General features: G+C 69.1%; 14 protein-coding genes. 2 read left to right on the top strand and 12 right to left on the bottom strand.

The annotated features are described in order from the left end of the window. The first annotated feature begins 6 nt into the window (after positions 1-6). Positions 7-1,032: an asparaginase gene (locus tag E3O19_RS00470; RefSeq protein WP_166804398.1), complete on the top strand. Its 1,026-nt coding sequence runs from the start codon at positions 7-9 to the stop codon at positions 1,030-1,032. 6 nt (positions 1,033-1,038) lie between these two features. Here the strand turns inward: E3O19_RS00470 and E3O19_RS00465 are convergent, their stop codons facing one another. The 4 genes from E3O19_RS00465 to E3O19_RS00450 are packed head-to-tail and all read right to left on the bottom strand — an operon-like array spanning position 1,039 to position 5,173. Then, complete coding sequence (locus tag E3O19_RS00465; RefSeq protein ID WP_174776866.1) at positions 1,039-1,845, bottom strand: ABC transporter permease; 807 nt, start codon at positions 1,843-1,845, stop codon at positions 1,039-1,041. After that, on the bottom strand, positions 1,842-2,756 hold the full coding sequence (locus E3O19_RS00460; RefSeq protein WP_134564673.1) for an ABC transporter permease: 915 nt from the start codon (positions 2,754-2,756) through the stop codon (positions 1,842-1,844). Before E3O19_RS00460 ends, E3O19_RS00465 begins: the two co-directional genes overlap by 4 nt. Positions 2,757-2,758: 2 nt before the next feature. Further along, positions 2,759-3,958: an ABC transporter ATP-binding protein gene (locus E3O19_RS00455; RefSeq protein WP_134564672.1), complete on the bottom strand. Its 1,200-nt coding sequence runs from the start codon at positions 3,956-3,958 to the stop codon at positions 2,759-2,761. Between the two features lie 3 nt (positions 3,959-3,961). Further along, a complete protein-coding gene (locus E3O19_RS00450) occupies positions 3,962-5,173 on the bottom strand; it encodes an ABC transporter substrate-binding protein (protein ID WP_134564671.1) in 1,212 nt (403 codons plus the stop codon). A 255-nt stretch (positions 5,174-5,428) separates the two neighbouring features. Here E3O19_RS00450 and ald point away from each other — a divergent pair, with 255 nt between their 5' ends. Beyond that, positions 5,429-6,544, top strand: a complete 1,116-nt coding sequence (gene ald, locus E3O19_RS00445) for an alanine dehydrogenase (RefSeq protein ID WP_134564670.1) — start codon at positions 5,429-5,431, stop codon at positions 6,542-6,544. A gap of 12 nt (positions 6,545-6,556) precedes the next feature. Here ald and E3O19_RS00440 read toward each other — a convergent pair whose 3' ends face one another. The 8 genes from E3O19_RS00440 to E3O19_RS00405 form a co-directional block, all read right to left on the bottom strand. After that, the gene (locus tag E3O19_RS00440) at positions 6,557-9,490 is read right to left on the bottom strand and encodes an FtsK/SpoIIIE domain-containing protein (protein ID WP_134564669.1); all 2,934 of its coding nucleotides are present in this window, start codon (positions 9,488-9,490) and stop codon (positions 6,557-6,559) included. A gap of 91 nt (positions 9,491-9,581) precedes the next feature. Beyond that, positions 9,582-10,259 (bottom strand): FHA domain-containing protein, encoded by a 678-nt coding sequence (locus E3O19_RS00435; protein ID WP_134564668.1) that lies wholly within the window; start codon positions 10,257-10,259, stop codon positions 9,582-9,584. Beyond that, positions 10,256-12,616: a transglutaminase-like domain-containing protein gene (locus E3O19_RS00430; protein WP_241981105.1), complete on the bottom strand. Its 2,361-nt coding sequence runs from the start codon at positions 12,614-12,616 to the stop codon at positions 10,256-10,258. Before E3O19_RS00430 ends, E3O19_RS00435 begins: the two co-directional genes overlap by 4 nt. Beyond that, entirely contained in the window at positions 12,613-14,019 is a 1,407-nt protein-coding gene (locus tag E3O19_RS00425; protein ID WP_241981104.1) for a DUF58 domain-containing protein, read from the bottom strand. The genes E3O19_RS00430 and E3O19_RS00425 overlap by 4 nt, the downstream gene beginning before the upstream one ends. Further along, positions 14,016-14,987 (bottom strand): AAA family ATPase, encoded by a 972-nt coding sequence (locus tag E3O19_RS00420; protein WP_134564667.1) that lies wholly within the window; start codon positions 14,985-14,987, stop codon positions 14,016-14,018. The genes E3O19_RS00425 and E3O19_RS00420 overlap by 4 nt, the downstream gene beginning before the upstream one ends. 61 nt (positions 14,988-15,048) lie before the next feature. Next, the gene (locus E3O19_RS00415; protein ID WP_134564666.1) at positions 15,049-20,952 is read right to left on the bottom strand and encodes an Ig-like domain-containing protein; all 5,904 of its coding nucleotides are present in this window, start codon (positions 20,950-20,952) and stop codon (positions 15,049-15,051) included. Further along, positions 20,949-22,370 carry a serine/threonine-protein kinase gene (locus E3O19_RS00410; protein WP_134564665.1) on the bottom strand — a complete coding sequence of 474 codons (1,422 nt, stop codon included), beginning with the start codon at positions 22,368-22,370 and terminating at the stop codon, positions 20,949-20,951. The genes E3O19_RS00415 and E3O19_RS00410 overlap by 4 nt, the downstream gene beginning before the upstream one ends. 115 nt (positions 22,371-22,485) lie before the next feature. Continuing rightward, the gene (locus tag E3O19_RS00405) at positions 22,486-23,304 is read right to left on the bottom strand and encodes a PP2C family protein-serine/threonine phosphatase (RefSeq protein WP_134564664.1); all 819 of its coding nucleotides are present in this window, start codon (positions 23,302-23,304) and stop codon (positions 22,486-22,488) included. Positions 23,305-23,318 lie beyond the last annotated feature (14 nt).

Here is a 23,318-nt window from a genome sequence, read left to right as displayed (position 1 = left end):
AACCTCGTGACGTCTCCCAGCACAGCCTCGACCCTGCACGGTCCACACACGTTCACCGTCGCAGACGCGGTCGAACTTGCCGTCGTCGAGCGCAGCGGCTTCATCGAATCGAGACACGCGGGTTCCGCGGTCGTGCTCACCAGCGAGGGCGCGGTCCTCCGCGCCCTCGGCGCTGTGACGACCCCCATCTTCCCCAGGTCCTCGATGAAGCCGTTCCAGGCCATCGCCGTGATGGCCAGCGGCGTCACCCTGCGCGGGGAGGACGCGGCGATCGCCACGGCAAGCCACAGTGGGACCCAGCGCCATGCCGACCTCGTGCGGGGCCTGCTCTTCCGGGCGGGAATCCCCGAGACGGCGCTCGGCTGCCCTGCCGCGTGGCCCGACGACTCGGCCACCCGCGACGCGCTGGTGCGGCTGGGAGCCGGCAAGGCCCCGGTCTACATGAACTGCTCGGGAAAGCATGCGGCGATGCTCGTCGCCTGCAAGCAGAACGGCTGGGAACTGAATGGATACCTCGACCCGGAGCATCCGCTGCAGAAGCGCATTCTCGACGTCGTCGAGCGGTTCACCGGCGAACGGCCCTCCGCGACCGGGGTCGACGGCTGCGGTGCGCCCGTGCACGCCCTCTCGCTGACGGCCCTGGCCCGCGGCATCGCCCGGATCGCCACGTCCAAGTCGAACTCTCCGTTCGCGATCTACCGCGAGGCCGGGTTCCTCGCCGAGGCGGTGCGGCAGAACGGGTGGGTCATCGCCGGCCCCGGGCTGCCGGACACCATCGTGATCGAACGGCTCGGCCTGTTCATCAAGACCGGCGCGGAGGGCATCATGGTCGCCTCGGCGCCGAACGGGATCACCGTTGCCCTGAAGATCCTCGACGGCAACCTGCGGGCCGCCACCATCGTGGCCCTGCGCCTGCTCGCGGATGCCGGCGCGATCGCACACACCGACGTCGAGGCCCTGCTGCCCGACCTGGGGCTCGCCGTCTACGGCGGCGGCCGCCAGGTGGGCCAGGTCCACGCCAGCTACGTCTGATCGCGCTCAACCCGACTTCGCGAGCCGTTTCGCCCGCGCGGCCGACGATACCTGCGCGCTGACGACGATCACCAGCGCCAGGATGAACACCGCTGAGGCCACCACGTTCGCCTCCGCCGGGATGCCGCGCGACGCCGAAATGTAAATGTACTTCGGGAACGTCGTCACCGCCCCCGAGTTGAAGTTGGTGATGATGAAGTCGTCGAAGCTCAGCGCGAAGGAGAGCAGCGCGGCGGCGAGGATCCCCGGCAGCAGCAGGGGAAACGTGATCCGCAGGAAGACCTGGCCGGGCGAACCGTAGAGGTCGCGGCCCGCCTCCTCCAACGCCGGGTCGAGGCTCGCCACCCGGGCCTTGACCGTGACGACAACGAAGCTGATGCAGAACATGGTGTGCGCCAGGATGATCGTCACAATGTCCTTGGGCACGCCCACGGACAGGAACTGTGCGGCCAGGCCTGCCCCGAGCACCACCTCCGGCGTGGCCATCGGAAGGAATAGGAGCAGGCTCACCTTGGAACGGAACCGGAACCGGTACCGCACGATGGCGATCGCGATCATGGTGCCGAGCGCGGTCGCGGCAACAGTGGCGCTCGCGCCGATGATGAGGCTGTTGCCGAACGCCTCGCAGACGGCGCCGTTCTGCACATTGCAGACGTTGAGCCATTTGTCGAAGGTGAAGCCGCGCCAGGTGATGTTGGACTTCTGCGAGTCGTTGAACGAGAAGATGAAGGTGTAAACGATCGGCACCATCAGGAAGAGCAGGGCGAGCACGGCGTAGACCGGCAGCAGCCACCGTCCGAGGGACACTCTCACAGCAGCTCCTCTGTTCCGGCGCGTTTGACGTAGATGCTCACGATGATGAGGATCACGCTCATCAGGATGATCGAGAGTGCCGCGGCGGCGGGGTAGTTCTGCAGCACCAGGAAGTTCGCCTCGATCACGTTTCCGATCATCTGGCTGTCCGGCCCGCCGAGAAAGTCCCGGCTGGCGTTGACGTAGTCGCCGGCGGCGGGGATGAACGTCAGCAGGGTGCCGGCCACGATCCCCGGCATCGACAGCGGGATGGTCACCTTGCGGAACACCTCAACCGGGTGCGCGTAGAGGTCGCTTGCCGCCTCGAGGTAGCGCAGGTCGAGCCGTTCGAGGGTCGTGTAGAGCGGGAGGGTCATGAACGGGATGAAGTTGTAGGTCAGACCGAAGATGACGGCTGCGGGCGTTCCGGTGAAGTGAGCATCCGGCGCCATCAGCGCCACCGCCTTCAGCGAGGTGATGATGAACGACTCATCCGAGAGGATCTGCTTCCAGGCCAGCGTGCGCAGCAGAAAGCTGATGAAGAACGGTGCGATGACGAGCACGAGCATGAGGCTCTGCGCCAACGGCCAGGGCCTGGCCGTCACACCGATGAAGTAGGCGAGCGGGTAGCTGAAGACAAGGGCGAGCACGGTGGCGATCAGCGCAAAACCGAACGAGCGCAGGATGTGCGGCAGATAGTCGGTGACCACCTGCAAATAGTTCTCCCACCGGAACGCATAGGTGTACTGGCCGATGTCGCCGAACTCGGACGGGGCCTGGAATGACGTCAGCAGCAAGGAGATGAGCGGGGTGAGGAAGAACAGCACCAGGTACAGGATGCCGGGAAGCAGCAACAGGAGCGCGACCGGGCTCTTGCGCCGGGGCACCTGCTCCGCCTCGCTGGTTGTGGTGGCGAACGCGGCGAACGCCATCGTCAGACCTCCTCGAGCTCCGTGATCAGGGACGCCCGCCTCTGCGCCGCGATACTCCTCGTGGTGGTGTCAGCCTCGAACCGTGGCGTGTCCGCAGGTTCGTCTTCCAGACCGAAGCCGTGCTCGATGTCCCAGCTGACCCAGACCTCCCCGCCCTCCTCGGCGACGGGACCAAAGGCCATATTCTGCGCGAAGACGATGAGCGTTCCCACGTGCGGGACCGTGATCAGGTACTGCGTGCTCACCCCGCTGAAGGAGACGTCGATCACCCGGCCGGGGCCCATGGTGTTGCGGGCCGGGTCCACGGCGGGGGCAGACAGGTGCAGGCTGAGCTTCTCGGGGCGGATCCCGATGGTGACCTCGCCGACGTGGCGATGGGCCCGCGCGGTCGGCACGACGATTCTTTGCCCGGCGACCCCGACCGCGATGGCCTCGCTGGTGCTACCGACGACGGGGCCGGTGAACAGGTTCGACTGCCCGAGGAAGTTCGCCACGAACGCGGTCTTCGGCAGCTCGTAGAGCTCTTCCGGCGCGCCCATCTGTTCGATCCGCCCCTTGTTCATCACCGCGACGGTGTCGGCCATTGTCATGGCCTCCTCCTGGTCGTGGGTGACGTGCAGGAACGTCAGGCCCACCTCTTCCTGGATGGTCTTCAGCTCCAGCTGCATCTGCCGGCGCAGCTTGAGGTCGAGGGCGCCGAGCGGCTCGTCCAGCAGCAACAGGGCCGGTCGGTTCACGATCGCCCGTGCCAGCGCCACCCGCTGCTGCTGGCCACCGGAGAGCTGCTGGGGTTTGCGGGCGGCCAGGTGGTCCAGTTCGACCAGGCGGAGGGCCTCGTGCGCCTTGGCGACGGGTTCGTCGAGCCTGCGCCGCCGCAACCCGAAGGCCACGTTCTCGAGCACGGTCATGTGCGGGAAGAGCGCGTAGCTCTGGAAGACGGTGTTGACCGGGCGTTGGTAGGGCTTCTTACCGGTGATGTCCTCGCCGCCGATCAGTATGCGGCCCGCGGTCGGCTCCTCGAGCCCGGCGACCAGCCGGAGGGTGGTGGTCTTGCCGCATCCGGATGGCCCGAGCAGCGCGAAGAACGAACCGGGCGGGATCTTCAGATCAAGGTGTTCGATTGCCGTGAAACCGGGGAACCGCTTCTGGATGCCGACCAGTTCAAGGTCTGCCCCCTGCGCCGCGAACGCGCTCGTTGTCATGGCTCAGGACCCGAGCAGGATGCTCTGGAATGCCGCGCCGTACTTCTGTTCTTCCGCCCCGGTCAGGGTACGGAAGACGTGCGCCTTGGCCAGGGTGGCGTCGTCGGGGAAGATGAGCTGGTTGTTCGCGAGCGCCGGGTCGATCGCCATGGCCGCTTCCTTGGCCCCGGCCACCGGTGTGATGTAGTTCACGTAGGCCGCGACCTCTGCGGCGACGGCCGGGTCGTAGTAATAGTTGATCAGCTCCTCGACGTTCTTCTTATGGGTCGAGCCGACCGGCACGACGAAGTTGTCGTTCCACAGCGTGCCGCCCTTTTCCGGGACGAGGAAATCCCACTTGTCGCCGTTCTCGGCGTTGAGCTGCACGATGTCGCCCGACCAAACGATGGCCGCGAGGGTGTCCCCGTTGATCAGGTCCTCCTTGTAGGCGTTCCCCTTGATGTTGCGCACCTGCCCGTCGGAGACCTGCTTCTTGAGCACGTCGATGGCAGCGTTGAACTCGTTGTCGCCCCAGTCCCCGGAGACATCCACGCCGGCGTCCTGCATGATCAGGCCCATGGTGTCGCGCATCTCCGAGAGCACGCCGACGCGGCCCTTGAGCTTGGGGTCCCAGAGGTCCTCGACCGAGGCCAGCCCGCCCGGGAGCTTCTCCTTGTTCCAGCAGATCCCGGCGAAACCGCCCTGCCACGGCACCGACATCTTGCGGCCCTTGTCGAAGCCGACGTCCTTCAGTGACGGCAGCAGGTTGGCCAGGTTCGGGATGTTCGCGTGGTCGAGTTCCTGGGTGTAGCCGAGCCGAATCAGCCGGCCCACCATCCAGTCGGTGAGGCACACGGCGTCGGCGCCGATGTCCTTGCCGAGGGCAAGTTGGTCCTTCACCTTGCCGTAGTAGGTGTTGTTGTCGTCTACGGCTTCGGTGTACTTGACCTTGATCCCGGCTTCCTTGGTGAACGCGTCGAGCGTGGGGTACTTCCCCGCGGCGTCCACGTCGATGTAGAGCGCCCAGTTGTCCCAGCGGATACTCTTCTCCGCGGCGGACTTGTCCGTCGCCGCCTTCGGCTTGGTTGCGCCGCCGGTCGAGCACGCGGCAAGCGCCAGAGCTGCCGCCCCGGCGCCCGCGCCGGTGAGGAGGGTGCGCCGCCCCAGCTGTGCACGCTGGGCCTGACGAATGAGTTGCTGGATCATCGGGTCTGCGGGCAACGGCCTGGGCTTCATCTGCGGGGTCTCCTTGCATCGTTCAACGGGTGAACTCTCACGCGCAACATTGCGAATGGGTCGATACTCGCACAGGAGAGCTGTTTTGACCCCGAAGAGTGGCCAAATCGTTAATTGTGGATGCCATTTCTCGCGAAATCAGTGTTTGATGGCGGCATCCGCACTCGAAAACGGTGGTGGCCCCCGTTAGAATCGCGCCCAGGGGCGGAACGGTCCCAGGCCAGTCGAAGGTCCCAGGCCAGTCGAAGGAGCACCATGAAGGTCTCAATCCCGTCAGAGGTCAAGAACAACGAGTTCAGGGTCGCGATCACCCCGGCGGGCGTGCACGACCTGGTGGCCCTGGGCCACGAGGTGCTGATCGAGACCGGCGCCGGAGCGGGCTCGTCGATCACCGACGAGGCGTACGCCGCGGCCGGCGCGAGGATCATGCCCGATGCGCCATCCACCTGGGCGGCGGCGGACCTGCTACTCAAGGTCAAGGAGCCGATTGACAGCGAATACGGCTACTTCCGGCCCAACCTGCTCTTGTTCACCTACCTCCACCTGGCCGCAGAGCCAGCTCTGACCCGGGCCCTGCTGGCGAGCGGGGTCACCGCCATCGCCTATGAGACCGTGCAGCTTCCCTCACGAGCGCTGCCTTTGCTGGCACCGATGAGCGAGGTCGCCGGGCGTCTCGCGCCGATCGTCGGCGCCAATGCCATGCTCAAGCCGAACGGTGGTCCCGGTCTGCTGGTTCCCGGTGTTCCCGGCACCCACCCCGCCCGGGTCACCGTGCTCGGCGGCGGCGTGGCCGGCACCGCCGCGATGCAGGTCGCCCTGGGGCTCGGCGCCCAGGTCACGGTTCTCGACACCAACCTGTTCCGGCTGCGGGAGCTCGACGCCCTGCACTACGGCCGGGTACAGACGATCGCCTCAAACAGCTACGAGATCGACCGGGCGCTGGTGGAATCCGACCTCGTCATCGGGTCGGTGCTGATCCCCGGTGCACGGGCCCCCAAGCTGGTCAGCAACGAACTGGTCTCCCGGATGAAACCGGGCAGCGTGCTCGTAGACATCGCGGTCGACCAGGGTGGCTGTTTTGCGGACTCGCATCCGACGACCCACGCGGACCCGACGTTCGTCGTGCACCGGTCGCTGTTCTACTGCGTTGCGAACATGCCGGGGGCCGTGCCGAACACGTCGACGTACGCCCTCACCAATGCCACGCTGCCCTATGTGCGGCTGCTCGCCAACCGCGGCTGGCAGGATGCCGTGCGGGCGGATGCCGCGCTGGCGCTCGGCCTGTCCACGGCCGGGGGTCTGGTCACCAGCGCCCCGGTCGCGAACGCGCACGGTCTTCCGACGGCCGCGCTCGCCGACGTCCTCGCCTGAGTCCGGCAGTGGTCAGCGAGGCACCGGGAGCGTCGCCCGGACGACGACGCCGTCGGGGCGTAGCACCCAGACCCGATTCCGGCCGGGGGCGAGCGGCGGCGGGAGGTCCCTGCGCCGGCTGATGGCGCGGAAGTCGGCCAGGCCACAGCCGTCGAACACGATTGCCGTGTGCGGGCGGAGCAGCCCGAGCAGCGACCACTGCGCCTGCCACGTGTCGGTGTCGCCGACGAGGATGGCCCCGCCGTCGGCCAGCACCTTGAGCCGGCCGGCCTCCACACTGGCGCCGGTGGAGAGGTTGACGATCTCCCCGGGATGGGCCGCGGAGAGTGCCGCGATGGTGCGCGCGGGCGAGCCGGCCACGACGAGCAGCGAGCGGTGCCCGGCGAGGGTGTCCCCCACGACGGCCTCCGGCTCCCTGCCGGGTGGGGGCCGGACGGCACCGGGCTCCTGCTGGAGCAGCTGGATGCGTGCGCCGTTCCAGGAACCGCCGCCCGGGGGCAGGGCGGCATCGAACTGGGCCGGGTCCGCCCCGGCCGCGACGTGCGCGCCGACATCCGGCATTCGCAGCACCAGTCGGCTCTGACAGAACGCCGGCAGCGCCTGCAGTGCGCCGGAGAGGTGCTGCACGGCCACGCCGACGAAGAGTCCCGCGGCCGGCCCGTCGCGGAGGAGACTCGTGAGCCGTTCGAGCGCGGCCGCCCGGTGCTCGTCTCCCCACCGGGCGTAGACGGAATCGAAGTCGTCCAGCAGGATGAGCAGGGCGTTCCGGGAGCCGGCGTCAAGGCTGCCGCGCGCCTCGGCGAGGGTGTCCCAGACCGATTCGACGTCGGGCCGGGGATCCAGAACCTGCGCGGTGACTGAATACTGGGCCGCGACGGAGGCCAGCACGGAACTCTTTCCGGCGCGCCCGGCCCCGACGACGAGGAGATGGCCGTCGCGCTCCGGGTCGTAGCGGGCGACCCGGTAGCGCTGGTGCTCGGGTTCGTCGAGCAGCCCGAGGAGAACGCCGGTCGCCGGTCCCCCTGGCTCCCGGCCCGTGACCGCGTCCGCCTTCTCGACGGCGGCCAGGTCGCTCCGCGTCACCCGGCGGGGCGGCGGGTCGAGCCAGGGCCGTCGAGGGCTCGGCTTGTCACCGCCGCGACCGATGATCGCCCGGAGGTCATCCTCCGTGGTCGTCGCCACCTGGCACAGCACAGGGTCCCCCTCGCCCGCGTAAACGAGGCAGCGCCCCGGCACGGCAGCCGAGAGCGCGGCTGCGGCATCCGTTCCCAGAACGGCCTGGCTGTCGGCCCGGTTGTTCACCCGCAGGGACACCCTCAGGTTGCAGTTCGCGAGCAGGGCGTCACGCACGACGCCGGTGGGACGCTGCGTACAGAGGATCAGGTGCACCCCGAGCGAGCGACCGCGCGCCGCGATGTCAACGAAGAGCGCGTGCAGCTCAGGGAAGGCCGTGAGCATGGTGGCGAATTCGTCCACCACGACCACGAGGCGCGGGAGCGGATTCGACCGGGTCTCTGCCCGGTTCAGCTCGGCGATGTCGCGGGCGCCGGCCGAGAGCATGGCCCGTTCCCGATACCGCAGTTCCGCCGCCAGGCTGGCCAGGGCGCGGCCGGCCTGCCGCCCGTCGAGGTCGGTGATGAGACCGACACAGTGCGGCAGGGCGAGCAGGGGGCGGAACGCGGCGCCGCCCTTGAAGTCGATCAGGAGGAAGGTCACCGCATCGTGAGGATGGGCTGCGGCCATCGCCGCGACCCAGGTCACCAGGAGTTCACTCTTACCACTGCCGGTGGTACCGCCGACGACGGCGTGCGGGCCTGCTGCGACGAGGTCCAGGATCACCGTGCCCGCTTCACCGGCCCCGACCGCGCAGGCTAGGCCCGGCATGCGCGACGTGCCTGCTGCGGTCCCCGGCAACGAAGACCGGGCGGCCGCCCGGTCGGACTCCGCCAGCTCCGCCAGCGTCACGGCGGTGGGAACGGCCCCGTACCGGCCGACCAGCCCGGCCGTGCGCGCTCTCTCCCCCAGCCGCACGGCGAAGCCGGTGGCCTGGTCAAGGGTCACCAGCTCCGGGCGGAAGCAGAGCCCAACGGCATGCACGGGCGATCGCACGATTTCGGCGCGGGTCGGCCCGTGCAGCCGCACGATGGTGTCGCAGCCCGTTGGGAGTTCCTCCAGGCATCGGGCCAGCGCGACGAGCGACCGTGATCCGGCCGGAACCCCGATGGCCGACCCGGTGTCACACACGGTGATCAGCCGGACCGGCGACCGGGCCGCGGCGTGCGGGAGGGACGCCGCCCACGCCCAGGGGCCCGGCGGCAGCACGGCGAGGCCGACCGGGCCAGGTGGCAGGGCTGCGGCCACCTGCACCAGCAGCCCCCTGGCCAGGGCCCGGCCCAGGATCGACGACGCCACGATGCCGATGCCGTCGTGCGGGTCCGCGGTGATCGGCGCGCCTGTCAGGGTGGCCGCCAGCGCGCGGATTCCGGGTTCGTCGTCGGGGCCGGCGGCGCCCTCCAGCCGCAGCCCGCTGGGCACCTCGCCGCTGCCCAGGCTCACCAGCACCGGCGCGGGCGGTCTCGCGCTCCAGTGCACGGTTCCGATGGGATCGCTCAGGATGCCGGTCGCAGATGGTGTGCGACTCCAGGCGGCGTGGACCAGGGAGGTCCTCTGTTGCTCGACCTTCGTGCGGAGCGCCGCCAGGGCCGCCCGGTGGGTCTGCTCCGCTCGGATCCGTGTGCGGCGCCGGGTGCGCCGAACGTCTACCATGCTGCCCACTGCGATGACCGGGCCGAGGATGGCGAAGAGGAGCACGAAGGTCGACCCGGTGAGCATCCAGATCGCCACCGCGACCACCAGCGGGGCAGCGCAGGCGATCAACGGAAACCCGGGCGCGGGCGGGTCGACCGGTCGCGCCGGCAGGATCAGTTGCTCGTCTGGCCGGAACACCGGTCAAGGAGACCACGGGGCGTGCCCGCCGGGACGTCGGGGCGGGAATCCGGGCGGGACGCTCGCGAGGCCGGGGTGGGGAGGGAAAGCGCTAGTTCACCATGAAGAACTGGTCGGCGATCTCGACGCGTGAGCCCCGCGGCACGAGGTAGCGCCGACCGGGCTCGCACCGCACGGACGTCGAGTCGGGTCGCCGGATGATGGTGCCGTTACCCGAAAAACGGTCACTGATCCAGAATTCGCCTTCATGCTGACCGAATTCGAGATGGCTCTTCGATACGGACATTCCCAGGTCGCTGACCTGCACCAGGGTGTCGAACCGCTCGGTCGGTTGCGGCAAGGGCCTTCGACCGACCAGTCCCGTGCCCTGGGCTGAGACCGTCTCCCCAGTGCTGAACTGAAGGACGAAGAGCGAGGTCCTTGGACGTTCGACGGCAGGCTGCACCGCGGGAGACGGCACGGCAGCGGGAATGACGAAAGCGACCGGCGGCGAATCCTGGGTGACGGGCGCGGCAACGGGCTTCGGGGCGGGCACCGGCTCCGGCACGGTGTCAGGCACAGCTGCGGGCGGTACCTGCACCCGGCCGTCGGCGCCGAGCGGGATCGAGATGACCACCCGCTGGCGCGGAAGCGGCTGGATGATGGTGGTGTCGCTGGGGCGCGGGTCGGGGCGCTTCCGGGTCTTCGGCGTGGCCGTACTCGAGCTGCCGCATTCGCCGCAGAACATGGCGCCGGCCGGCAGCATGGCACCGCAGATCAGGCAGTTCACGTCGCCGATCCTCCCTTGCCCCGCACGGACCGAAGAACGGATGCCCCTCCAGCGTACCGACCCAACGACCGAAGCGAGACGAGCGCCGCGAGCCTCGTCCGGCGCTTCTTCCCGTCCGACAACCCGGCCCGCAGCTCGGCGACGGACGCCCAGATGGTATCGGCCTCCACCGTTCCGGGCCGGGCCGGCGCGAACACCGCCTCATCGACGACCGAGGCGAAGGCCATCGGCCCGGGTCCGCCCACCGCCCCGGCCACCTCGATCCTGGTCGCCGCGGCTGGCAGGTCGATGCCGAAGTCCAGGGCCGCGTCGGCGAATTCGCGCCAGCCGCCGCGGATCCGGTCGAGCGGCGCTGTGAGGGTTCTGCGCAGTCTGCGACGCCTGGCCTTGGCGGCGATGATGAGCAGGAACGGCGCGGCCAACACCGTCAACCCGAGAAGGACCCAGCCTGCCGCTGTGGCGGCGGCGAGCAGGAGGGCGAGCAACGGGTCGAGGGGCGCGGGAGGGTCTTCGATCGTCCTTTCCGGCGGGGCCGGGTCCCGCTGCTCGGCAGTGTCGGGAACGGCGGGGGGCACAACCGACTGGGGGCGTGACACGACCGCGGGTTTGTCCGGCTGCTTCGCCGGGATGTCGCGCACCGTCGGGTTCGGGTCGATGGTGACCCACCGCCCCTCGGCTGATTGAACCTCGATCCAGGCCGAAATGTCGGAGCCGGTGACGGTCACGGAACCTGACCCGCCAGTGGCCGGAGGTACGAACCCGACCACGACCCTGGCCGGGAATCCCAGACGCCGAGCGAGGAGGGCTGCCGCCACGGAGTACTGCTCGGCGTCGCCCAGCATGGGCAGGTCGGTGAACAGCTGGCTGATCCGGTCTGCACCGTGGCCCGAGCGGCTCACCGGCTCGTCGGCGCCGACGCCGTGACTGACGTAGCCATCCGCCTTCAGACCGTCCAGCATGGCCTGGAGCTGGACTCCGGGTGGGTCGCCCGGCCCGACGTAGCGGGCGAGGACCTGGTCCAAATCGTCCGGGACCACGTCGAGGGGCGGCAGAATGGCCGTTCCCGGCTGCAGGACGGCCAGGGTGGCCGGCTCCCGCGGCATCACGGCGACGCTCGTGTACCGATCTCCCCTGGTCAGGCCGGTCAGCACAGCGCCGGTGCCGCTGTTGTCGTTGTAGAAGAACGAGTCGGAGCGGGCGCCCGCCGTCGGCCCGGAGAAGATGATCCGTTCGAGCGCTCCGGCGCCGGGGACCCAGACGCCGTTGTAGCCGTCGACGGTCACCGCAAGGCTGGTCTGTTCCCCGCCGATCACCGACTGGTCGAGCCGGTCGGGCAGCCTCGTGAAGGAGCCCGACGCGCTGGAGACCGCGGCGCTGCCCACCGAGTAGACAATGCCGTCGTAGCTGTCGAGGGCGGCGATTCGAATGCGCCCTCCCGCCGGGAGACCGCTCACCTCGAGCAGGGCCTCGTCGGCCGCGCCCGGTTGCAGGTAGCCGCGGAATGCGCTGAGCGGGCTGGGATAGGACCGTGGATCGAACGGCTGCTGCACTCTGGCACGCAGCACGTCGCGGGGAACGCTCACCGGGAGCGCGATCGCCGCGACCGTGCCGGCCGCGATGGCCACGGCGATGATCAGGGCGGCGCTGACCAGTCCCCTGGCGGCGCCGAGCCTGCGGTCGGCGGCGGACTCGATGGTGCGGCGGGACTGCTGGGCGACGAGGCGCACGATCGCGTGTCGGCGCACCGATCGCAGCCACAGCAGCCAGAAGAGCAGCACCACGAAGAGCCCGAGGCCGGATTCGATCGGCGTGGCCGCCCTCGTCGGCCCCAGGCCGATCCCGGCGATGAAGAGCGCCGCGGGCGCGAGCGCCGCGAGCTCGCCGATTCTGGTGCGGAGCGCAATGGACAACCCGGCCACGGTGCTGAGCAGCACCAGGATCAGCGCCGGCACCAGCAGCGCCTGGTAGGAGCCGACGGGCAGCACGATCGTGACGAGTTGTTTCCAGCCGAGGGCCGTGGCCCGCAGCAGGTCGAGCATGCCCTGGGCGGACGGAAGGACCCGGTTGAGTGCTTCGCCGGGGATGGCCAGGGGCACCCCGGCCAGCAGGAAGAGGGCGATCGTCACGAGGCCGACGAGCCACGCCGGCCAGTGGAAGACCGCGCCGGGAACAGCGACAAGCACACCCAGGAGAAACGCGACGACGACGAGCACGACGAATTCGGTGCTCCGGTAGATCGGCCAGAGCGCGGTGGCGGCGACGAAGGTGGCCGCCATCAGGCCGAGGGTGTTCCCGAGGATGAAACCCCAGTCGCTGCGCGGCCTTCGGGCCGGGCTGGCCCCCCTGCGCGCGCTCACAGGGCGGCCGCCCTGGCCAGGCTTTGCTGCAGGTCGTCCAGGAAACCGATGGTGAGTACGCTGAGCTCGGAAACCCTCCGAAGGCTGGGTATGTTCTCCGGGTCGCAGACCACGGCGACCACCTCGACTCCGGCCGGGAAACGATGTGCGGCGGCGCGCAGTTCGGTCAGGCTGGTCGACGACCCCGTGACCAGGAAGGCCACCGAGATGCCGGCAACCTTGTCGGCCGCCGCCTTGGCCAACTCGCTGACCGGCAGCGCCGCACCGGAGAGTTCCACCCTGCTCAGGTCGTCGAGCAGGCGCGTGCGGGTGAGTGTGCTCAGGCTGTGAACCGTGGATGCTCGCCGCCGGACGCTCTCCGGAACCACCTCGCTGGCCACGACCGAGACGGTTCGAGCATCACGGATCGCCCGCACGCCGAGCGAGCCGGCCACGCTGACCGCCATCTCGAACTCGTCCTCGGTCGCGAAATCGGACTCGGCCAGGCTCAGCGCGACCATCAGGTGGCTGCGGCGCGACTCCTCATACTGCCGGACCATGTAGCGACCGGTCTTGGCCGTGCTCTTCCAGTGGATGCTGCGGCGCTCGTCGCCGGGCACGTATTCGCGCAGGGCGTGGAAGGACACATCGCTGTTGGTCAGGTCGCGGGTGGGATTGCCTTCGAGGTCGCGGATGAACCCGGTGCTCATGCTCGGGATCGGGATGGTGCGCGGGTGCACGAAGAGTTCAACGCGCTCGGCCCAGACGATCTCCCGTCGCAGCAACCCGACCGGGTCACCTCGCACGGTACGCACCGGTCCGATCGGGATGACCCCGCGCCGGGTGGCCGGCACGATGAAGACATCGTCGAAGCTGCCACCGCGGGCAAGTCCCGGCATGGCGAATTCGGCCAGCCCTGCGCCGACCGGGACCTCGACGGCGACCCCGGGGAGGCGTTGCCTGGTCGGGTTCTGCACCGTCACCTCCCCCGGTACCGTCGCACCGACGACCACCCGGTCGACCGGCAGGGACAGGTGGATCTCATAGGCGTTGCGTCCGATCAGGAAGCAGAACGCCGCCACGACCAGGACGGAACCGGACCAGGCGATCGCGACGAGTTCTGTCCAGCCGAGGCCGTAGCCGAAGAGGAACGAGAAGAACACCACGACGAGGAGGCACCAGCCGAGCGGCGTGACGACCGAGGCGACGAGGCCGCCAATGGTTGAAACGAGTTCGGCCAGCGCCCGCCAGGCCCGCACCGTGCGGGTGATCGCGTCGGCGAGCCTGCCGTCGCGGACGGACGCGTCGACCCCGCCCGGCGCTCCCGCCTGCACCTCCGACGGGACATCCGTCCGGCCGGTGCCACCCACGAGGTCCGCACTGCCCGGGATCACACCGGGGCGGATGACATTGACCTGGCTCACACAGTCAGCCTGTCGCTGGGCGGCGGGGTCTCGATCAGGATCCGCGCGATCACACTGGACGGTGTGACCCCGTCGAATTCGGCCTCAGGGTCGAGGACGAGCCGGTGGGCGAGCACGGTTTCCGCCAGCTCCTTCACGTCGTCGGGGATCACATAGTGGCGACCGTTGGCGGCCGCCAGGGTCTTGGCGGTGCGGACGAGGGCCAGGGCGCCGCGGACGCTCACGCCCAATCGCACCTCCTTGCTCGTGCGTGAGGCTTCGATCAGCCGGGCGACGTAATCGTTGATGGTGGCGTCGACGAACACCGTGCGGGCGAGGGCCGCGAGCTCAACGACGGTCTCGGAGGACACGATCGGCGGCACCACCGCCTCGTGCGCGCGCAGCCCAGCGCCCTCGAGGATGCGCACCGTAGAGGAGTGGTCCGGGTAGCCGATCGACGCCTTCATGATGAACCGGTCGAGCTGGGCTTCCGGCAGCCGATATGTGCCCGCCTGCTCGATCGGGTTCTGGGTGGCGATCACCATGAACGGCGCCGCAACGGGATGCGTCACGCCGTCCGCGGTGATCTGCTCTTCCTCCATCACCTCGAGCAACGCCGACTGGGTCTTCGGGCTGGCCCGGTTGATCTCGTCGGCGAGGACGATGTTGGCGAAGATCGGACCACGGTGGAACTCGAAGGCTCCGCTGCGCTGGTCGTAGATACTCACGCCGGTGATGTCGCCTGGCAGGAGGTCCGGAGTGAACTGGACGCGGTTGCTTGAGCCGCGGACACTCTGGGCGATGGCGCGGGCGAGCGAGGTCTTTCCCGTTCCCGGCACGTCTTCCAGCAGCAGGTGGCCGCCGCTGAGCAGGGCGGTGAACGACATCCGGATCACGTGGTGTTTACCGAGCAGCACCTGTTCCACCCCGGTCACGAGTCGGTCGAACACCTCGGCGAACTGGGTTGCCTGCTCCGCGGTCATCGTCATGGGGTGGTCACTTTCGTTCGGGGCATGGGATCAGGCTCGGTTGCGGCACATTCTGCCCGGCTCATTTGTCATAGGAGAAACCGTGTGCGTTGACCGTCACGGTGAGCCGTACCGTGCCGGCCGGCTGCGGCGATGACAGGGTGCAGGTGTTCGCCAGGCCGGCCACCGGGGCCACGGAGGTGTCGCCCGGCACGAGGCACTCGTAGGTCGTACCGAGCCCGCTGTTTTCGGGGCCGTTCGTCCATGAGAACACGCCGGTCTCTGGAGTGTAGACCAGCCCCTGCACGGTGAAACTCACGGATGCCTCCGGCGCCGCCGGGTAGGTGCCGGACCAGGTCCCGCAAGACCCCCAGACCGTGCAGGCCTGCACCTGAAAGCGGACCACCTGCCCGAAACGGAACCCGAGCGGCGCCCGCGGCCAGGTCGTCGCCGGGAAGGTGACATCGGTCCAGGGCATCGGTTGGCCCGAACCGTCGACGGCACGGATGTTGTAGTGGTCGACGCCCGCGCTGGGGCTCACGCGATCGATGCGGAGGTCCCAGGAATCGCCGTTCAACGCCATTGGGCTCTTCACGGCCGTGATGTCGCCCGGCGCCGGCCGCACGAGCACGGTCGCCACCGCGGTCGGGGCGCAGCCGGACCGGTTGTAACCCCAGACGACGAACGAGTAGTGGCCGTTGTCGGCGAGCAGGTTGTCGAAGACGACGGAGTTGGTGCCGGCGACGACGGTCTTCTGCTCGGCGACGATCCCTCCCGGGGTCGGCGCCACCAGCGTTCCAGGGGCCGGGCTGGTCACTGAGCACGATTGGGCCCCGGTGGGCACCTGGTCAGCGCTCACCCGCTGCACGAAGTAACCGGCGATACCGTCGCCGCGGCCGTCGAACGGGTCCCAGCTCACCGTGACGGAGCCGCTCGAGTCGACCGCGTTCGCGGTGATCGCGCCGGCCCGGGCCGGGCCGAACGGCCGCCCGTTGCCGGCCCCGGTGTTCCAGGTGGACAGCGACGGGTAGGCGTCGTTGCGCGCGCTCACGGTGAAGGGGACATCCGTACCGTTGGCCAGGCCCCCGATGTCGATGGTGCAGGAGCCTGCGCTGCACGACGGCCCGGAGGCGCTCACCTCGCTCTGCGGGGTGCCGGCGACCGTCACGACGTAACCGCGCATCGCGGTGCCTCCGCCGACCGGCGCGACCGTGTTCCAGCGCAGGCGCAGCCCGGAGTCGAGCGGCAAGGCCATCAGCCCGGTCGGAGCGGGCGGGACGACATCGGACCAGACCTGGTCGGCGAGGACCGTGGCCGCGGACAGGCCGATGCCGTTGCGGGCTGCGACGGTGACTCGCACGGCATTGCCCTGGCCGTTACCGGGAGTCTCGAGGTCGCAGGCCGTTGCCTGGCAGAGCGTGCTACCGACGACGGCGCCCGTCGCGACGCTGGTCAGGGATATCTCAAAGCCGGAGACGGCGGAGTTGTTCGCCGCTCCCGCGGTGAATGACACCGAAATCCGGCGGTCAGCGAAGGAGGTCACCCGAAGGCTCGACACCGGGTCGGGTTTGTCCTGCACGGAGATTCGCACCGTGCCCCAGGCGAACCGGTCAGGGTCGCCGGTCGCGTCTGCCACCTGATACTGCAGGTTCGTGTCGGTGGGGGCCGCCTCCGGCGCCACCTTCACGGTGAGGCGGCTGTTGTCGGCGCTCGGGGTGATGGTCACGCCGGCGGGCACCCCGGCTCCGTTGACGCCACGCACCGCCACGACCCGCAGGGGCACGGCCGGGAACGGGTTCGTGGCGCCGTCGTTGGCGAGGACGTCGACGACGGTGCTCTGGCCGCGCAGGGCGACGACGGCGTCGGCGGCCGGCACGGCCAGGGGCCGAGTCGACGCGACAACGCCCATCTCGATCCGGCCGGCCTTCCCGGCGTTGATGCCGTCGCGCACGCCGATCGTGATCGCACCGCGGCCGCCCTTCGGCGTGGACTCGGAGGCGTGCAGGGTCAGCTTCTGGCCGTCGAGGGAGTAGCTGAATCCGACGGGGCGAGGCTCGAGCACACTGTAGGTCAGTTCGGCCTGGTCCTTCGGGTACGGGTACGAGGTGAGCCGGGTCAGGTCGATGATCTTCGTCTGGTCCGGCTCGAAGTCGAGCACTGCACCGTCGAAGCCGGGCGGTTGGTTCTCGCGGGGGGTCACGTCGATCGGTAACACGATCGTCGCCGTGCGAGCGTCCGAGTCACCTGCCCGTCTGCCGTCCGTCACCTCGAAGGAGATCGACGCTGGTCCGTAATACTTGTCGCTGCTGGTGAAGGCGAGACGAGTGTCGGAGGAGACCAGGTCGGCGCCGTTCGAACGGGTCGCCTGCACCAGGCTCCGGTCGGTGAGGCGCAGTCGCCGGCCACCGACCGCGACGACGTAATCGTTGACGTCGATCGTCAGGGTCGATTCGCTCTGGACCTTGAGCGGGGCCATCCCCTTCCGCAGTTGTGGCAGGGCGTCGTTCGAGCCGGGAACCCAGATGAACGCATACGACACAATGCTCTTATCGTCCGGGTTTGCAACTTCGAAGGGGATTATCTGGCTGCTCTCCCCGACGCTCACCTTGACGCGGTGATTACCGGTCACCTCGGCGACGCTCGAGAAGCCGGCCGGGACGGACAGCTCAAGGCTGGCGGCGGGCCCGTCGGCGAAGAACACGTTGGCCAGCACGTCAACGTCTATCGTGCGCCGGTCGAGCACATCGGAGAGCGCCAGATGGGTGTCGCGGGCGTCGGGTCGGGAACGCGGGGCATCTGCCCGCACGACAACGGTGAGGAAGGTGGAGCTCGAACCGCCGCGGTCGTTCTGAATGTCATAGATGAACCCGTAGCGTCCTTCCGTGGCGGGCGCGTGCACGGAGACGGCATCACCGACGACAACGGCCGTGCCCTGTGAGCCGCCGGTGCCGGTCGGTTCGACACCGGCAATGGTCAGGGCGCCGCCGTCGGGGTCCGAGTCGTTCCCGAGCACGCGTACCCTGACCGTGCTGCCCGGGCGCACGATGACCTCATCCGGCGCGGCGACCGGGTTGCGGGCGCCGTCCAGCCGCGGGCTGATTCCCACCCGCACGGTGCCGACGGCGCGGGCGCCCAGTGCATCGACGACCGAGTAGGTGAAGGTGTCCGTGCCGGTCGAATACTCCCCCGCGGTGTAGTTGATCGAGTCGGAGCTTCCGATCGTCACCGAGCCCTTGTTCGGGTTGGTCTCCTGGCCGACCAGCTGCACCGAGTCGCCGTCGGGGTCAATTCCCGACAGCGGGATGGGGATCCGCACGGTGTCGCCGGCGAGCACTCGCGCGGTCACCGACTTCGGCACGGGCGGATTGTTCGACTTGGAGTCGGCTTCCCGCACCGAAATGCGCACCTCGGCGTTGGCGAACTGGCCGTCCGGCGCGTTCACCCGGTAGACCGCGGTGAAGTTGCCGGTCGAGTTCGGGGCAAGGTAGCGCAGCACGGTGCCCGAGGCGAAGAGCAGGCCCGCTCCGGCCGGGAGCCCGGTGGCAAGAGTGGGATCGAGTGTGAGGGTGTCGCCATCGGGGTGTTCATCGTTCGCCAGGACCGGCACGTCGATGGCATCTCCGACCCGCACGGAGACAGTGTCGGTCACGGCGAGGGGGGCCTGCTTCCGGGCTGGTGGCGGGATCTCGATCACCGTCACCGTTCCCTCGGCGTCGGCCAGACCATTGCTGATCCGGTAGCCGAACGCGACCGAGCCGTTCTCGAGGGGCTTCGTGAGCGTCACCCGGATGATGCGCTGGTCGAGGATCTCGACCCTCAGCCCGCTGGCGGGCGTCACGTTCGTTGTGCCGGTGACCAGTAGTACGCCACCGGCCGGGTCGATATCGGTCGCGAGCACGTCCACGAGGGTGGCTTGCTGGCCGCGCAGGAACGTCGTGTGCGGAACGGTGATGGGTGTGCTGTTGACGTCGGGTGCCGCAGACACGTTGACGCGGATGCGACCGGTCGCAGTGAGCGCCCCGTCCGTCACCGCGTATTCGATCTCGTGCACTCCAACCGCGTTGCTGGCGAAACGGAAGCGTCCGCCGTCGAAGTCCGGGGTGATGGTCACATCCGGTTTCGCCGGCACGCTGCTGAGCCGGAGGGGCGCCGATCCGCCGCGGACATGCTCGAGCGGAGACACCGTCACCTCGGCGCCGGCCGTGGCGAGCACGACGAAGGCCTCGGCGACGATCGGCACCGATCCGGATGGACGGACCGCCACCGAGAGCGTCCCGCTGCCGCTCGCCCGGCCGTCGGACACACTGAGGCGGATGGACTTCGCGTCAGAGCCGCCGCCGGCATCCGTGTAGACGACGGCGCCGCCGGGGGTGAAGCTGATCTGGTCCGGCGCGATCGCGGTCGCCTCGGTCAGGTAGATCGGGTCGCCGTCCGGGTCGACCCAGTCGCCGAGCACCTGGCTGGTCACCCGGCCGCCGGACCTCACCGTCGTGTGAGTGCCGCGCGCCTGCACCGGGGCGGAGTTCTCCTCCGGACCTCGGACGGTGACCGTGACCGTTGCCGAGGCTTTGCCGCCCCGGCCGTCATTGATGGTGTAACCGAAGCTCACCGTGCCCGTCGCGGTCGGTGCCAGCGTCAATTCCACCTGCTGGGTGTTCCCGATCAGGTCGAGTCGGCCGGTCCCGGATGGGAGGGTGGTGAGTGAGTCGATCACCAGGACATCGCCGTTCGGGTCGAAATCGTTCAGCAGCACGGGCAGGATCACGGTGCGCCCCGGTCGCGCGCCGAAATCGTCGTCGACGGCGACCGGAGGGACCTGCGCCTTGTCGAACTCCGGCGGGGTGTCGTTGTTGTTCTCCACAACCCTCTGCTGGTCCCTGTTGGTGTCGATCAGCTCGGCCCAGTTGTCGATGAGCTCATTCCCGCGCTGCACAGCCCAGGATCCCCCGTTGAGCGCGTCGTTGAGCACCATCCCCGTGCCGTTCCGGCGGAAGGCGAGCCGGGCGTCGCCCGCGAGGCCGGTGAGGGTCTTGGACCTGCCGTTCGCCGGGTCGCCGGCGCAATCGCGCCATACGGTGCCGTCTCCCCATGCTGCATAGGAGCAGTCGGCGTCCGAGGCCGGGGCGACGGCCGGTCCGGCCCGTCCGCTGACCAACGTCGACGGGCGTCCCCCGGCCAGGGGAACCGCCTCGAGGCCGCCGCGGTGCGCGACCAGTACCCGGTCCCCGCGAACGCTGGGCTCCTGCAACAGCGGTCCGTCACCGGCACGAATGTCCCGTGAGAGGTCGACCTCGCCGCCGGGGAGGAACAGGTGCCGGGTCGACGCGTTGAACAGCGCCCACTGGCCGCCGACACTGGTCAGCTGGTAGCTGTCTTCGGGACCGCCCGCGGACATAGTCACGGCGGACGAGATCGAGTCGGGGTAGGTCGGATCGACGAGCGACAGGGAGCCGGTTGCCGGTGTGAACGCAGACAGCATCCCGTCGGCGTCCATGCTGACCACGGACCCGGCGCCGAAGGCAAGCGCCGGTGGGGCGGTGCTGTCGAAGCCGGCGAGCCGGTCGGCCGCCAGATTCCAGACGTCGCCGTTCGAGACGACGACGGCACGATCGCCGGCGAGGAAGATGCCCGGCGCCTTGGGCGGAAGTGCCACGCTCTTCGTGACCTTCGCCGTTGCCGGGTCGATGATGTCGACGGAGTTGCTGCCACGGTCGAGCACCAGGACGGTGGCTCCCTGCTGCACGACGTCGAGTCGGGAGCTCCCTGCTTCGACGACCGTGTTGAGTTCGAAGACGGCCGTGTTGGCTCGTCCGACCACCTGGCGGGCCTCGTTCGTCACCCAGACTGCGGCATCGCCGAGATCGAGCCGCTGGGCGGTGTAGCCGCCCGACACAATCGCCACGGTGGCAATGACCGCTACGATGACGGTGCCGGCCAGCGTCGTGGTGAACAGCGTCCGGTGGGCGGAGAGCCACCGGCGGATCATGGGCCCTCACCGGCGGTGTCGACGCACTTCTCCCCGCTGGGCGTCCCGCCTTTTCCGTCGCGGTTGACGGTCACGGTCACGCAGACCCGCGGCTGCCCCTTGGGGTCGACACTGAATTCCGTTCCGCGCTGGATGCTGCTCTCGCCGGTGCGCAGTGCCACGACGTAGCTGTCACCGTCCCTCACCCCGGGGTCGGCCCAGCTGAAGCGCACCGTGCCGTTGCGGAGCTCGCCAGACACGTCGCTGACCGTGGGGATGCCGGAGCCGACCTGGCGCACGAGGATCGTCGCCGAGGTGCCCGCGAGGCCGACGATGATCACCGCGGCCGCGATGAGCGCCCAGAGGGTGAGGCTTCGCCGCCGGGGTCGGTGTGCGGTCGTCACGGACTCGCCGCCGGTCAGGCTGGGCGGCCGGGTCGCCGAACGCGGCAAGCTCTTCGATGCCTCGGGCCTGCGGCGCCGGCGCCGGCCGGCGTAGGCGTCGACCGAGTTCACACCGGTGATCCGGGTCTTGTCGGACTGGTCGGCGACGGTGTCCGTCGCCCATCCGTCCATCACCACCTCGAGCGGGGTCTGCGCCAGGCCGAGTTCCGCTTCAACCGATTGCAACTCGCGGATGAGCTCGAGCACGCTGCGCTGCCGCAGTTCCGGCCGCCGGGACATGGTCTTCGCGAGGATGAGTTCGAGCCGGGCCGGCACATCCGCCCGATCCAGAGCCGGAATCCTGGCCTTGTTGATCCTGGCCATGATCTGGGCTGAACTGTTCTCCTCGCCCGGCAGTTCGAACGGCGACCGTCCGGCCAGCAGAGAGTACAGGGTCGCACCCAGCGACCACACCTCGGAGGCGATCGAGCCGGAAACCTCGTCGAGGAGCACCTCGGGGGCAGACCACGGGATCGACAGGCCGATTGCTTCGGAGTTCTCCACCTCGCCGAGGGTGGCCGCGATTCCGAAGTCAGACAGGACAGGATGACCGTAAGCCGTGACCAGGATGTTCGACGGTTTCAGGTCCCGGTGCAGCACCCCGCTCTGGTGGGCGGTCTCCACTGCGCTGGCGACCTTGATACCGATCCGCAGCACCTCGGGCACCGGGAGGGCTTCGACCCGGAAGCGTTGGCTGAGCGTGGAGGAGCAGTACTCCATCACCAGGTACGGCCGGCCGTCGGCGGACACACTGGCCTGGAACACCGTCAGGATCGACGGGTGCGAGCTGAGCTGCGCCATCAGGTTGGCCTCGGCCTGGAACAGCTGGCGCACGTGGTCGTTCACGATTTCAGCGAGCAGCACCTTGACGGCCACCTGGCGCCTGGGCATGTTCTGCTCGTACAGGAACACGTCGGCGAAGCCACCGGATCCGAGCACCCTGAGGTAGGAGAACCCCGGGAGATTCGGGGGCGTCGAGGGCAATCGTCGAGCCATGTTCGCCTCCCCGTGTAACGGTGCGTGTCGAGCGTGCGGTGAACGCGGGCCGAACGGGTAAACGACGAGCGTCTGATAAGTCTAGGCAACGGTCAGGCCGCACAGCCGGAAGCGACTACCCCAACTCTGGGGGTACGGCTGAAGGTGAGAGGTCCCCGACATCGAGCACGTCCAGCACGATCACGGTGACGTTGTCACGCCCGCCGTTCTCGAGTGCGGCGTCGACGAGGGACTTCGCCGCGTCGGCTGCCCGAGGGTTGGAGATCAGAAAATGACGGATGCCGTACGCCGTGAGTTCCTTGGTGAGGCCGTCGGAGCAGACCAGCAGCCGCATGCCCGGCTGGATCGGGAGTACCCGGTAGTCGGGAATCGGCGGCTCGTGGAATCCTACGGCCCGGGTGATGATGTTGCCGTGCGGGTGCACGTCCGCTTCATCGCGGGTGATGCGCCCGGCGTCGACGAGTTCCTGCACCACGGAGTGGTCGGTGGTGACCTGTTCGAGAACTCCGGAGGTGAGCTGGTAGACCCGGGAATCGCCGATGTTGAAGACGATCCACTGGGGCGCGCCGGAGACGACAGCGACAGCGGCTCCGGTCACCGTCGTGCCGGTCCCGAGGTCGGTGACGCCTTCGCCCGTTGCCATGTCGGCGACGGCGAGGCTGAGCGCCCCGTTGATCGCTTCGGGATCGAGGTGGTCGCGCCCGGCGAATTCGGCCAACCGGGTGACGACCGCGGCACTGGCGACGTCGCCGGCCGAGTGTCCGCCCATGCCGTCGGCGACGGCGAAGATCGGCGGCTCGGAGAGCAGGCTGTCCTCGTTGACCTCCCGACGGTGCCCGGTGTCGGTCATCGCCGCCCAGGCCAGCGTGACCGTCCTGTGCACCGACGGGAGCTCGAGCGTGAAGCCGGTGGAGCCTTGACCAATCTTGGTCACGATTGTGCCTTCCA

Origin of the sequence: Cryobacterium algoritolerans (genome assembly GCF_004402785.1) — a bacterium.
GTDB lineage: Bacteria > Actinomycetota > Actinomycetes > Actinomycetales > Microbacteriaceae > Cryobacterium > Cryobacterium algoritolerans.
The sequence above is the reverse complement of the archived record's forward strand: the minus strand, read 5'-3'. Positions and strand labels throughout refer to the sequence as shown.

Coding starts and splice junctions, on each gene's coding strand:
- E3O19_RS00460 (WP_134564673.1), bottom strand. CDS start 2,756: ATGGCGTTCGCCGCGTTCGCCACCACAACCAGCGAGGCGGAGCAGGTG.
- E3O19_RS00455 (WP_134564672.1), bottom strand. CDS start 3,958: ATGACAACGAGCGCGTTCGCGGCGCAGGGGGCAGACCTTGAACTGGTC.
- E3O19_RS00450 (WP_134564671.1), bottom strand. CDS start 5,173: ATGAAGCCCAGGCCGTTGCCCGCAGACCCGATGATCCAGCAACTCATT.
- ald (WP_134564670.1), top strand. CDS start 5,429: ATGAAGGTCTCAATCCCGTCAGAGGTCAAGAACAACGAGTTCAGGGTC.
- E3O19_RS00420 (WP_134564667.1), bottom strand. CDS start 14,987: ATGACGATGACCGCGGAGCAGGCAACCCAGTTCGCCGAGGTGTTCGAC.
- E3O19_RS00415 (WP_134564666.1), bottom strand. CDS start 20,952: ATGATCCGCCGGTGGCTCTCCGCCCACCGGACGCTGTTCACCACGACG.
- E3O19_RS00410 (WP_134564665.1), bottom strand. CDS start 22,370: ATGGCTCGACGATTGCCCTCGACGCCCCCGAATCTCCCGGGGTTCTCC.